This window comes from Streptomyces sp. NPDC002870, assembly GCF_042888505.1.
In the GTDB taxonomy this organism is placed as follows: domain Bacteria; phylum Actinomycetota; class Actinomycetes; order Streptomycetales; family Streptomycetaceae; genus Streptomyces.
The window spans coordinates 1-11,847 of the sequence record NZ_JBIAPW010000067.1; the positions used below are offsets into that span (position 1 = coordinate 1).

At 67.2% G+C, this 11,847-nt stretch carries 13 protein-coding genes; 3 read left to right on the plus strand and 10 right to left on the minus strand.

The features are described 5' to 3' along the window. Window positions 1-540: 540 nt before the first annotated feature. A complete protein-coding gene (locus ACFYWY_RS37645) occupies window positions 541-1,068 on the plus strand; it encodes a GNAT family N-acetyltransferase (protein WP_389195842.1) in 528 nt (175 codons plus the stop codon). Window positions 1,069-1,197: 129 nt separating this feature from the next. On the opposite strand, the gene ACFYWY_RS37650 is transcribed toward ACFYWY_RS37645, so the two are convergent. The 3 genes from ACFYWY_RS37650 to ACFYWY_RS37660 form a co-directional block, all read right to left on the minus strand. Next, window positions 1,198-1,668, minus strand: a complete 471-nt coding sequence (locus ACFYWY_RS37650; protein ID WP_389195845.1) for a hypothetical protein — start codon at window positions 1,666-1,668, stop codon at window positions 1,198-1,200. Window positions 1,669-1,678: 10 nt separating this feature from the next. Further along, window positions 1,679-2,188, minus strand: coding sequence for a GNAT family N-acetyltransferase (locus tag ACFYWY_RS37655; RefSeq protein ID WP_389195848.1), 510 nt, complete (start codon window positions 2,186-2,188; stop codon window positions 1,679-1,681). A gap of 777 nt (window positions 2,189-2,965) precedes the next feature. Further along, entirely contained in the window at window positions 2,966-3,319 is a 354-nt protein-coding gene (locus ACFYWY_RS37660) for a CAP domain-containing protein (protein WP_389195851.1), read from the minus strand. Between the two features lie 672 nt (window positions 3,320-3,991). Here ACFYWY_RS37660 and ACFYWY_RS37665 point away from each other — a divergent pair. Beyond that, the gene (locus ACFYWY_RS37665; protein WP_389195854.1) at window positions 3,992-4,120 is read left to right on the plus strand and encodes a hypothetical protein; all 129 of its coding nucleotides are present in this window, start codon (window positions 3,992-3,994) and stop codon (window positions 4,118-4,120) included. A 509-nt stretch (window positions 4,121-4,629) separates the two neighbouring features. Here ACFYWY_RS37665 and ACFYWY_RS37670 read toward each other — a convergent pair. Then, the gene (locus ACFYWY_RS37670) at window positions 4,630-5,061 is read right to left on the minus strand and encodes a hypothetical protein (protein ID WP_389195857.1); all 432 of its coding nucleotides are present in this window, start codon (window positions 5,059-5,061) and stop codon (window positions 4,630-4,632) included. Between the two features lie 273 nt (window positions 5,062-5,334). On the opposite strand from ACFYWY_RS37670, the gene ACFYWY_RS37675 reads away from it, so the two are divergent. After that, the gene (locus tag ACFYWY_RS37675) at window positions 5,335-5,541 is read left to right on the plus strand and encodes a hypothetical protein (RefSeq protein WP_389195878.1); all 207 of its coding nucleotides are present in this window, start codon (window positions 5,335-5,337) and stop codon (window positions 5,539-5,541) included. 193 nt (window positions 5,542-5,734) lie between these two features. Here the strand turns inward: ACFYWY_RS37675 and ACFYWY_RS37680 are convergent, their stop codons facing one another. From ACFYWY_RS37680 to ACFYWY_RS37705, 6 genes are all read right to left on the minus strand, one after another. Continuing rightward, a complete protein-coding gene (locus ACFYWY_RS37680; protein ID WP_389195860.1) occupies window positions 5,735-5,893 on the minus strand; it encodes a hypothetical protein in 159 nt (52 codons plus the stop codon). After that, window positions 5,893-7,029: a type VII secretion system-associated protein gene (locus tag ACFYWY_RS37685; protein ID WP_389195863.1), complete on the minus strand. Its 1,137-nt coding sequence runs from the start codon at window positions 7,027-7,029 to the stop codon at window positions 5,893-5,895. Before ACFYWY_RS37685 ends, ACFYWY_RS37680 begins: the two co-directional genes overlap by 1 nt. Window positions 7,030-7,100: 71 nt before the next feature. Continuing rightward, window positions 7,101-7,451, minus strand: a complete 351-nt coding sequence (locus ACFYWY_RS37690; protein ID WP_389195866.1) for a hypothetical protein — start codon at window positions 7,449-7,451, stop codon at window positions 7,101-7,103. A 109-nt stretch (window positions 7,452-7,560) separates the two neighbouring features. Then, on the minus strand, window positions 7,561-7,992 hold the full coding sequence (locus ACFYWY_RS37695; protein ID WP_389195869.1) for a YbaB/EbfC family nucleoid-associated protein: 432 nt from the start codon (window positions 7,990-7,992) through the stop codon (window positions 7,561-7,563). A gap of 81 nt (window positions 7,993-8,073) precedes the next feature. Continuing rightward, the gene (locus tag ACFYWY_RS37700) at window positions 8,074-11,076 is read right to left on the minus strand and encodes an AAWKG family protein (RefSeq protein ID WP_389195872.1); all 3,003 of its coding nucleotides are present in this window, start codon (window positions 11,074-11,076) and stop codon (window positions 8,074-8,076) included. 65 nt (window positions 11,077-11,141) lie between these two features. Beyond that, window positions 11,142-11,621: a type VII secretion system-associated protein gene (locus ACFYWY_RS37705; RefSeq protein ID WP_389195875.1), complete on the minus strand. Its 480-nt coding sequence runs from the start codon at window positions 11,619-11,621 to the stop codon at window positions 11,142-11,144. Between the last annotated feature and the right edge of the window lie 226 nt (window positions 11,622-11,847).

Consider the following 11,847-nt stretch of genomic DNA (forward strand, 5'->3'; position numbering starts at 1 on the left):
GCGCCAACTTCGCCCGTACACGGTTCACTTCGTGTGCGTCCACCCATTCAACATGCTCCCGATCAGGCCCGACCGGAAGACCTAACGGAGTCCTATTAGGGCGGGGTCCGCTCGTCTAGTCCCGCAGGCGAGGAGGCACACCCGGTGGCCACGGTGACTCTGCTGGCTCGGTCTCCCAAGAGCAAGCCGCTGCAAGAGCTGGGAGAATCTGGGAGAAGATCTTCTCCATACCAACGGCCTGACTTGCACGAATGCCGCCGATGTCAGGTCTGGATCGTGCCCTGGCCTTATTCGGGGCGAAGAGGTCGCCGACAGCCGAGTTCGGCCAACCTGCGGCCAGAATTCATCTATGGAAGCCCATCCAGGCTCGTACTTGAGCGAAGCAGCGCGGACTCAGCCCGGTGAACGGGGCTATCCAGACGGCTCCGACGCCGTGATCACACCAGCCACACCAAGATCATCCCCTGTGGTGGGGTAGCTCTGGGCGACGTCTCGCGGAATCCGCTGGTGCGACGCAGCTTCGGCGTCAAGAATCGGCGGATGCATGAAGTGAGGCTGTCCGACGGGATCATCACTCTGTCGCCGCTGCGCCTGGACGATGTGAAGGCGCATCTCACGGGGGAGGATGAGCTGCTGGTTCGCTGGCTCAACGGTGGTCCCGGCACGCGCGAGGGCGTTGAAGCGTACTTCCAGCACTGCTGGGAACAGTGGGACACGGCCGGGCCGCTCCGCGCTTTTGGAATCCGGGTAGGCGCCGACGAGGCACTCGCGGGGACGATCGACTTGCGGTTCGCAGGGGAGGGCTTGGCTCCGGGCCAGGTGAATGTCGCCTACGGCCTCTATCCGTCATGGAGGGGGCGTGGCCTGGCTACCCGGGCGGTCCTCCTGGCGTCCCAGTACGCGGCCAGTGAGGGCGGGGAGGAGGCGGTGATCCAGGTGGAGCCGGAGAATCCCGCATCCGCCGCAGTCGCGCGGCGGGCAGGATTCACCCCCGGCAAGCAGCCGCACAGCAAGGACGGCACACGGTTCCACTGGTACAGTCGGGACCTGCGCGTCGCTCTCCAGTGATCATGGGAACCTGTGAAATCCGGCCAGTGTCGCTCTTCGTACCCCAGCTGCTCAGGGTTTCGAGACGGGCTTCGGAGGCCGCTCGCCTTGGCGGCTCCTAACGGAGGGGTCCCACCAATTTGGTTGGACTCAAGGGGATGCGAGGCTCGCGCGTGCTGCGGCCATGAAGGCGATCTTGTGTTCCTCGAGGTGCTCGTTGACCTCGACGTCGCCGATCTCTCGCCACACCGCCTGGTTGAGTGCCCGACCGAATGTGTGCGCAGGGGCGTGCAGGTCCGCGTCGCTGAGCAGCACGAGGTGCCGTTCAGCGATCCAAAGCCTGGTCATGACACCCGAAGCGGTACTGTTCCAGTCTTCGTCATCGCCCCAAGCCTCGGGACGGCTGTAGGCCGCCCGTTCGGCATCCTGGGCGCAGGCGATGAAGTCCTTGATCGCCTGCATCTGCTCTGCTCGGCGCGCCTCGCTGGTGGCCGCTGCCTGGCGGCGTTCCTCCAGCCGTTCGGCTGAGCGCTGAGTGGCACGCTGGGAGAGCGCCGTCAGGCCGCCGCCGAGGGCGACGCCTGCGAGTGAAAAGATCGGTGCCCACACTTCCATCGCCACGCGGCGCCCCCTACGACAAGTCCTTGTGCATCAGCGTGCACATGGTCTCGTACCGGCGCAGTGAGCCGTCCGGCGCCTGGACGTCCCAGGCGTCCGGTCGGCGACCGTGGGCCAGGTAGCCCAGTCGCTCGTACAGGGCCCGGGCCCGTGGATTGCTCTCCTCCACCGCAAGCTCGGCCCTGTGCAGGCCGCGTGACCTGATGCGGTCCTCCGCCGCCCGGATGAGCGTAGTGCCCAGACCACACGACTGCAGGGCCGGGAGGACCGCGAGCTGCCAGAGTGTGCCTACGCCGGCCGTGACCTGGTAGTCGATGCCCCCGATCGCCACCGCAACATCGGCCGGGGTGCACACCGCCAGATAGTCCACATCCCCCGCTGCCGCGCGCACCAACTCCCGTTCCACCTGCATCAGATGGGCGGTCGAGCCGGACCACGTACAGGCCGGCAGATCAGTGGGCGTCAGGTCACGGACGAGGACTGGCACGACAACCTCGGCCACCCCGGTACGAGGAAGACTCATGCGCCTATCCGATCACCCCAAGGAGCCTACATACCAGAGGATTTCGCGTGCAGGCCCCTGCCACGTGGTGAAATCCGCGGCCGCCGCAACGTCTCACAGCCCTCGTCCATGTGGGGCATCAGGGCGAGCAACTCTGAGGCCAGTCCAAGCAGGGGGTGGCCGTTTTCATGAAGCGCCATCAGTGACGACCAGCAGTTACGGGACAGCCCTTAGTTAGCCCATTTCGCGCGCAGGCCGTCCCTCTGCCGGGTGAGGGACGGCCCGTGCCGGGCGGTCCCATGTCAGGTTGTTTCCTCCGGCAAAGCGACTCAGAAGCGCGCCGCGTCATCGTGAGTCGCCTCGTCGGGATTGGCTCCGGCACTGCGGCCGCGTCGGGTGAGGCTGCGCCGCCCGCTGAATCCTGGAGTGAGAAGGTAGGGGTCGCTGTGGAGGGCGCCTGCGGCAGCGTCCGCCCGGGCCGCGTCGGCAGACGCGAGCAGGCTGGTGGCCGTGCCTCGCGAGAATCCGCCGACGTCGTTGCGCCCCGCTGCGGCGGGCAGCCCCCTCTCCTGCAGGGACCCGCTGTTCGCCGTGGCGCCGCGCGTTCTGTCACCCTGCCCACGAACACTTGGTGCGATCTTGTCGTGTTCTTGCCGTGGCGTTCTCCGCCGCGCTGAACAGGTCCCGTCAGCCCGCCGCGGGGGCCAACCGACGCAGTTCACAAGGGCGCTCGCCACGCAGACCGGTCCAGCGCAGCCGCACCAACCGGATACCCCGGCTCCACGGCTCAGGCCTTCCTCACACGTATCCGAAGTTCTGCGTCCACCACGCGAGGCGTGTGCGAGCGTCCAAGAACATGCCCACACCAATCGCGCGGACATGCGGATGCAGAATGTTCACGCGGTGTCCGGGGCTGTTCATCCAGGCCCTCACCACGGCCATGGCGTTCGGCTCGAAAATGGCGATGTTCTCGGCGGCGGGATACTGGTAGCCGGCCGCCAGCATGCGCTCATCGGGCGTTCCGCCGTCAGGCGACAGATGGGCGAAGAAGCTCCGCGCCGCCATGTCCTGGCTGTGGTGGCGGGACGACATCCGCAACCGCTCCTCCATGTGCAGCCGCACCAGGCCGCGTTCGGCGCGCTCCTGGTTCACCAGTGTGACTCGTCATCCTCAAGTGACTCCTGGCGGGTCCTCACGAAGGGGCGGGCGGAGGAGTCCGGTGCCGTGCCGGTGAACCGCAGCCCGGTGCCGTCTCCCCCTTCCCACTGCGCATCCCATGCGCCATCTTCTTCCGAGTCCTCCGCCACGTGGTGTCGCCGCGCCATAACGAAGCCTCCGATCCCCTGCCTCTGACTCGAATGCGTGAACCATTGTGCTCTGCGGCCAGTAGGCGGGAGGACGTGTTTCGACAAGAGCGGACGGGCGATCCTTCCCAGATGAAGGAACGTGTGCCGAAGCGCCGGTTGGTGCGCGAAAGGCTCTCCGGAGTCCTCCAGCGGACAGTGCGGCCGGCAGCAGCGCGGGCAACGCGCTCGCCGAGTCCTTCAACGCAACGTGCGAGATCAGGGGTCAAGCCCAACGGGCCATTGGTGCGGAACGGCTTGTCACACGCCAGTCGGCCACATGATGTCACGCCGACAGTGGGCCGCAACGGAGATCCTGGTTGTGGGTGCTGCTTTGGCGTGTGCCGAGGAACTTCAGGGAGCCCTTCGGCGCCAGTCCAGGGCCGCTTGAGTCGGCGATGCGGAGAGTGTGTGGCCGCACCTCGTACCTTGTGCGTCCCCAGCCTCCCTCCGTCGACAGTTCCAGCCCGAGGCGGGCCAGGTGGGGCTCGAGCCGGGCGAGCCGGGCACGCAACGTGGGCCGCCGCAGCGGCTGTTCGGGCGTGCCGAGCAGCCAGGCGAGGTCGTGGCAGCACCACGGCTGTCGGTGCTGGACCAGAAGGCAGAGTAGTAGTCGCTGGGAGCGATGTATCGGGCGCGGTGACGAGGACAGCGGGTTCTCCGAGGACGGCGAGCCCGGTGTGGGACCCGCCTCTGTGGATCTGAGCCAGCGCTGCTCGGCGAGAAGCCGAGCGGCCAACTCACGGACTGACATGTTCCGATCGAGGACGTTCGCAGCGCCGATGTCGAGTAGCGCCGCCGCATCAGCGCCGCTCGGTACAAGGAGTATCACTGGCGAAAGCCTGGTCAGGGGACCGATCCGCTGGTGGAGAGTCGGCAGCCAGCGAGGGTTTGGCACGTCCACGATCGCGAGCGAACGTGGACGTGGACGTGCCAGGAGCTGCTCGTATGCTGCGTGTGAGCCCCATGTCTGGACCTGCGGCGGCGACAGTCCAGCTTGGGTCATGCTCCGCAGTAGCGGTGCCGTCCCCCGGTGATCCATCGTGATGATCACGGATGGGGCGCCGGGTTTGCGTGGACCGGTGAAGTGGGCGGCTGCGTGGGGTATGTGCTGTGCCATCAGCACCACGGCACTTCATTCCCAGCAGCGGGCATCCAGTCGTTGACAACGTCCTGCGGCGCCCGGACATGGGCGCCCTTGGATACGTCGTGCAGCACCAGGGCCGCCGTGCCGATCAGGGCGTCGTCGCCCGTACCCGTTCCCGTGGCCGACTGCGCGATGTCGTATCCCGGGAAGTCCATGACCGACATCCGCTTCCCGTTGACGGTCAGCCGGTTGTCGGGCAGCGCCTGGTGAACCGACGAAACCGGATAGATCTGGAGCAGGGCAGGTGTGGCATGAGCGGCCATGGGCACCGCGACCACCAAGCCCGCCAGCACCCCGAGCATCAGAAGCAGCAACGCACCCGCGCATCGCCGTACATGCTGCGGGCTGGGAGGGTTCGCCAGACCGCCGGAGCCTTCGCGGGCCGGAGCATTTTCGTAGGGCATAGTGATCCGCATCAGATTTCTGCCTTCGTTCGCATCGGGAGAGCGGGCGGGCCGATCGCCCGGTCACCGTCCGCCGCCTCAAGTCCACGCGAGGCCGACCACCGCCGGCACGCGAGACCTGGCGCACGCCTGCGGGGACTGCGTGGACTCTTTTTTCGCCCCCGCAAACTCGCTCGTGGTCCCCTGATCCGACCCAACGGCGGCGGAGCGCGATCGGTTCATGCCTGCCTCTTCTGCCCGGTCGCGCCCAGGCACATCGAGAGGCAACGGCGAGTGGTCGGCGTCGGCGAGAACGTCATCGCCGCCTCCTGGCAGGCCTTGGAGGACGCCTTCACGTACGGAGTGCTGAGGGCCGGCATCGACCCCGCCGACGGCACGAAGCCCACCCACACGCTCACCGTGGTCCTCCAGCACACCCGAGGCGCACTGAGCCGACTGGCGGCGACCTTGAACAACTCTCCGGTCACAGCGCTTTCCTAACGCTGCGTCGAACGCGCCGCACCCCACCGCCGAGATCCGCGTGGAGCCGACCGACGCGGCGCGGGCTCGCGCGAAGCTGGGCCGCTTCGCGAGCGCTGACCCCAGGAGGTACACCTTGCGGGTCGGTGCTCTGCCATGTGGCAGTCCGCGGTGTCGCGGATCTGGCGGACCTTCGGCGGGCGGTCGCACCGTGCTAGCTGTCCCCTGCCGCCGCCTGCTGCGACTCGACCGACGCGTCCGCGGGGGACCCGGCGGGGCTGTGGTCGGCGTCGGGCCGCCTCCGCGGCTCGGTCTCGTCCCCGTCCTCTTCACCACCCCGCAGGCGGCGCAGGGCACCGCTCCAGCGGGGCACTAGCCGGCCCCTCCGGCCACCCCGGTCTCCTGCGCGGTCGTCACGGCGTCGGCGGCGGTCGTCCCGGTAAGGTCCCCGTCCGTACCGGGCACGCCCTCCGCGCCCTGTGAGCCGGACGCCGCCGTGGCGGCATCCCCTTCCGCCCACGCCTCCCACGGGGCGTCTGCGCCGACAAGCCCACCGTCCATGACCAGGGCCTGCGGCGGCGGGGTTGGGGCCACGTCATGCTGTGCCGGCAGTTCGTCCACCTCCGTCCCCGGCACCGGCTCCGGTACCGCCTCCGCCGCTTCCCCGCCGGACTCCCCGGCCTGTCCGGACTCGTCCTCGGCCAGGATCCGGCGCAGGACGTCGGGGGGTACGGCGGCGCTGACCGGCGACGTGGGGCTGAGATACAGCACCTCCTCGCCGTCCTCCAGTTCCTCGATCAGTTCCGGGACGGCGATGTGCCGGTGCGGTGGCAGGTCCGCGTCCGCCAGGCTGGGCGTCAGAGTGAAGACGGGGATCGCTGTGGTGCCCTCGGGTCCCTCGGACCGGCTCGGCCTCCCGCCGTCGTCCAGGAACACCTCCAGGTGCGCGGTGACCAGCGCGCTGGCCACCGCCTCGGCCGGCCCGTAACCGGTCACGGCCGCATGCACTGCGGCGTCGGTCTCGTCGGCCGGCTCTTCCCAGCCCAGCGCCTGCGCGGACGGCCGGTAGTCCCGGTAGTCCTCCCAGTCGACGATCTCGCCCTTGTCGTCCGAGCGCCAGCGTCCGACGGTCGCGAACGGCGGCGGCACGCCTTCACCGCTCCAGTTGGGGTCGTGCATGTAGAAGTAGTGCTCCGGCGCCAGCCGTGCGGCCCTGGCGATCTCCTCCGGGGGGTCGGGGACCTCGTCGGGCGAGGAGACGGGCTGCCAGAGCGGACCTTCGTCCTTCTCCTCGTCGTCCTCCTCGTCCGTGATCCCCTCGGAGGTGTCGGCCGTTCCGACCCCGGGGACTGCGGCCACAGCCTCAGTCACGTCGTCCTCCCCGGCCGCGGCAACGGACGACGGTCCGGCGTCCGATCCGACCGGCTGCGCGGCGGAGGCGGCCGTTCCGCTGTCGGCATCATCCGCAGGGGGCGCAATCGGAGATGTCTCGTCACGCTCGTCACTCATGTCCGTCCTCGTTTGTCAACGGGCCGCGGCGGGCCGCCGATTCGCCACCTCAGACCACGCCCGCCCTGGTTCTAGGCCCCGTCGTCCTCGGCACCGACGCCCTGCTCGCGCCGGACGTGCTCGATGTCCTCCACCGCGCCCTGCTGGGGCTTTTGAACCTCAACGGACACCTGGAGCGCCCTTGTCCAGGCCGCCCGGATCGACTTGGTCATGGGATCGAGCGTCTCCGTGATGCCCTCGTAGAACCTCTGCGACTTCATCTGCATCGCGAAGTCGTCCGTCCAGCCCATCCAGTCCGACATCGGGACGTACCGCACGACGAACTCCCCGAGGAGCTCCTCGCCGGACTTGATCGCCTCTTCGATCTTCTCGAGGGCCTGCTTCTGCCGCTCCAGGTCACTGTGGTAAGAATCGCTGACCATCAACTCTCCTCGTTGTCCGGCAGGTCCGGCAGCCCGGCAGCCGCGGAACGGGCACCGCCCCGCACGGAGCTTCCTCCTGAGTCCACGGCCGCCTGCCGCGGACCGGTGCTCACAGGTCCTCGTGCAACTCGTCGTGCAGCGGTTTCGCCGACCGCCTGCGCGCGTTGCGCGGTTCGTCGGGCGACACCCCGAGCATCTGCGCCAGGTCGAGCTGCCCCAGTCCCGATGGTCCGGAAATGTCGCCGGCCAGCGGCTCGAACGCGGTCACGACCTTGCGTGCCATCCGCTCACGCGCCTTCTCCACCGTCTCGATCACCACGGCCGACAGCGCGGAGGCGCTCATGGTGCGGTACTTGTTGTCGAGGAAGTTCAGCCCGGTCAGGTTGCCCTGTGGGCCTACGGTCGCCTCGACCGACCGATCGCGTGACGTCACGGTCTGCGTCGCCGCCGTCAGATCGCTCTCGATCCGTGCCACGGCGGCCTCGGTCGCCTCCAGTTCCGCCTGGGCCCTGGCCAACCGCTGTTCCAACGACTCCTGCACTGTGACCTCCTTCATGTGCGGCTACGGCCGGTGCGTGCCTTCGGTTCGACCGGGGACGACCGGGGACGACTGTGGTGTGCGTCACCGGCCGATGACGGCCGGGGCGCCGCCCTCGTCGGTGCCCCAGATGTCCTCCTCCTCCGACACCCAGGAGGTGCGCTCGCGGTCGCTGCGCTCGTTGCCGTTCTGCTGGGGCCCGCCGCCGCCCATGGGGGGCATCATCGGCGGCATGGCAGAACCGGTGGTGCTGCCGGGCTGCGGGATGCTCACCGGGTCGTCGTAGATCCCGCCACCGGAGGGACGCCGGCTGTGGGTGGTGATCTCGTCGTTCATGACTGCGCGCGTGCGCTCCCCCGAGCTGCCCTCCCCGCTCCGGCTTACGCCGACGCCGCCCGGCATCATTCCCGGGGACATCGGGCCGCCGGTGGACGGCTGGCCGTTCTCCCCGCCGGAGCCGCTGCCGTACAACGAGGCCGGGCCGGCCAGCGGGTCGCTGTACGGGTCGTGCAGCTCCTCCTCGTAGGAGGTGTCATAGGGCGAGTTCCAGTGGTCGCGGCCGGTCCCGGACGTGTTGCCGAGGTGGCCGCTGGTCGTGGAGCCGTCCGGGTAGACCGTGGTGACGGTGCCGTCGTCGGGGTCCACCACAGAGGACGTGCCGTCGCGGTAGTCGGTGACCAGCGAGCCGTCGTCGTTGATGGAGGAGACGCTGCCGTCCGGGTTGTAGATCAGATCGTCGTCACCCAGCGGGCTGGTGTCCCGGGTGCCGTCGGGACGCTCCGTGGTGATGGTGTCGCCGTCCGGGTCGACGGTCGTGGTGGTGCCGTCCGGGTACGTGGTGGTGACCGTGCCGTCGTCGTTGACCGTGGTACTCCCGGTACCGGGGCCGGTCGTCGGATCGCGGTCGCCGAAGGGGTCCGACACCAGGTCGCCAGGGTTGTGGGGTGTGTTGAGCTGTCCCCCCAGTTCCCGCTGCATCCGGTCGCCCTGTTCCTTGGCCGCCGCCTCCTGGCGGTCGATCTGGGCCCTGGCCTCCTTCTCCCTCCGCGCCGTTTCCCCCTTGGCCTCCTTCTCCCTGCGCTCCGCCTCAGTCTTCGCCTCGGCCTCGCGGCGACGCGACTCCGCCTTGGCTTCGCCCTCCTTGCGCGCCTGCTCGCCCTTTGCCTCCTCGTACCGCTTGGTCTGTTCGGCCTCCCTGCGCTCCTGCTCGGCCTTCTGCTCGGCCTCCCTGCGCTCCTGCTCGGCCCTCTGCTCGGCCTCCTTACGCTCCTGCTTGGCCTCCTGTTCGGCCTGCTTGCGCTCCTGCTCAGCCTCCCTGCGCTTCTGCTCGGCCTGCTGTTCGGCCTCCTTGCGCTCCTGCTCGGCCCTCTGCTCGGCCTCCTTGCGCTCCTGCTTGGCCTCCTGTTCGGCCTGCTTGCGCTCCTGCTCGGCTTCCCTGCGCTCCTGCTCGGCCTTCTGTTCGGCTTCCTTGCGCTCCTGCTTGGCCTCCTGTTCGGCCTGCTTGCGCTCCTGCTCCAGCTTCTCGCGCTCGCGCTCGTCCTTGGCCTCCTTCTCCCTACGGACCATTTCGAGCCGGGCGGCGGCCTCCTTCTCCGCCGCTTCCTTCTTCTCCGCCTCGTAGCGGGCCTGGGCCTCCTTCTCCTTCCGGTCGGCCTCGGCCTTCGCCGCCGCCTCCTTCCGGTCGGCCTCGGCCTTCGCCGCCGCCTCCTTCGCCGCCGCTTCCGCCTTCTCCTTCTCGTACTTCTCCGCCGCTTCCTTCTTGTCCTTCTCGTACTTAGCGTTGAGCGCCGCCTCCTTGGCCTTGTTTTCCTCCTCGATCTCCTTCTCTTTCTTTGCGGCTTCATCCTCCTTCTTCTTAGTCTCGATCTCGTTCTTCTCGTTCTTGTCCTTGGTGTACTCCTCGTAAAGGTTTACGGTGCGCACCTGGAGCTTGGGGAAAGGGCCGAGGTTGTTCCACACGTTGAAGATGGAAGCGTTCGCCTCGCGCGCCATGGAACCAAGCCTCTGCTCCAAGCCACTCGTCCACTGATCGATGGCACCCTGGCCGATGGCCTTCCAGGTGGTCATTTCGTTCAGCGGCCCGTAGTTCGGGCCGCCGAACTGTATGGCATCCTCGGAGAAAAACCCCAGGGGCCGCATTTCGGAGGGGGTTGTGAAGTCTTTTGCCGTTTGATCACCCGATTCCAGCATGACCGCACCGTGATTATTGATCGACACGTGTTGATAGATATTTTCGAGGTTATCGTAAAGAATATGGAGTGGATTGGCTTCCTTTTCGCCGCTCCATATGTTCCAGGCACTCCACAGGCTCCACCCGGCATTGCGCAACGTCTCCCTCGCCCGGTTGATATGCTCGCCCTGCACAGAACCGCCGCTCGTCACCCGGAGCTGCTCAGAAAAGGTCTCGTAGGTGCGGTTGATCTGGTGCAGAAGGTCCCGGAAAACGCCCGCGGCCTGGCCGAGCCAGGCCGCGTCCTCCTTACCGAGGGACTCCTCCCACCTGTTGAGCCGTTCTCCGTGGTAGTGAAAGAAACGCGCCACCCGGTCGAATGCCTGGGTGGCTGTCTCGAAGGTGGCCAGATTCACCTGGTCGACAGGGAGTACCGTTGCTCCGCTGTAGGAGAAGCCGCTGGTTCCCTCCCTGCGATTCAGCAGGGCCTCCAGAGCCATTCCGGCCCCGTACGCGTACTGGTGGAGCTTGGTATTGTCCCAGGAGCCGTCGAGATTACTCGACTCCTTGATGTGTTTACCACTATGGAAGGTCCAGCCCTCCCGTACACCCTCCGGGATGTACACCCCCCCATCCTTGTCAACCTGGGTGCCCAGAAAAGTGATGCGGGCCTTGTACTCCTTCGCCGTGTCTCCGTGTTTCTGGTAAAAGGGAAGGACATAGTCGGTGTTTTCTACGCGCCACTGAGTATCTCTCGTGAAATCACCCTTGGATTTGCTGATCTCCACCTTCATGAGCGGTATGCCGTCGTTGCCCATCAACCCGCTGAAGAGCTCATTCCGGTCCGGAACCTTGTACCCGGTGATCGCGGTGATGACATCCTTCCAGTAATCCTTAGGGCCGTCAGGAGTAGTCACAAGGCGCCTTTCACGTCGATCGAACTGAAATGCCGCGCGGACAGCGCGGTCGGGTGGGGCAACGGCTAGGACTCGTCGTTGTTGTTCGTGTTCGGCTGGAGGATGTCGGTCACGTCCTCGATCTCCTCCAGGAACTTCCGGCCGTCGATCCCTTCGAGCTGGGCCTTCTGGGTGCTAAGGAGTTCGTCGATGACCTTGCGTATGTTTTCCTCGACGGCCTTGAACAGTTTGATCTGATCCTCGACCACCTCGTGGATGGACTTTGCCGACTCTTCGAGCCCTGTGTTGAGCGACCCGCCCGCGAATGTATCTTTGTCGCCGTCGGCCATGCCGCCGATGGCCAGCGGTTTCTTCTGCTCCATGGTGTTGGGCTCGACGATCCCTCCGATCAACTTCCACATGGACGGGATCATTTCGCCCGGGCCCAGGCCCGGCTCGTCATCGAGCAGCGCTTCCAGCTCCTTCCGGAAGGGAATGACTTCCTCGTTCAGAAAGTCCTCCATCCATTTCTTGTCGAGATGGACGGTCTTCTGGTCGCCTGCCACGATCCGCTCCTGTCTTTCGTCGTGCGGCCCCGGCACCCAAGGGCGGGCCGGTGCCCGTCATCCGCCGACGCCTCGCATGTGCGAGAGCCGGGGCGGCGTTCGTGGGCCCGGTCCGGCCGAACGGCCGGACCGGGCCCCCGGGGTCCGGTGGAAAGCGGGGGGGGCCGTGATTGCAAATGCCGTAAAGCCCACACCGGTGGCGGGTAGCGTCCTCCGGTGTTTTGGG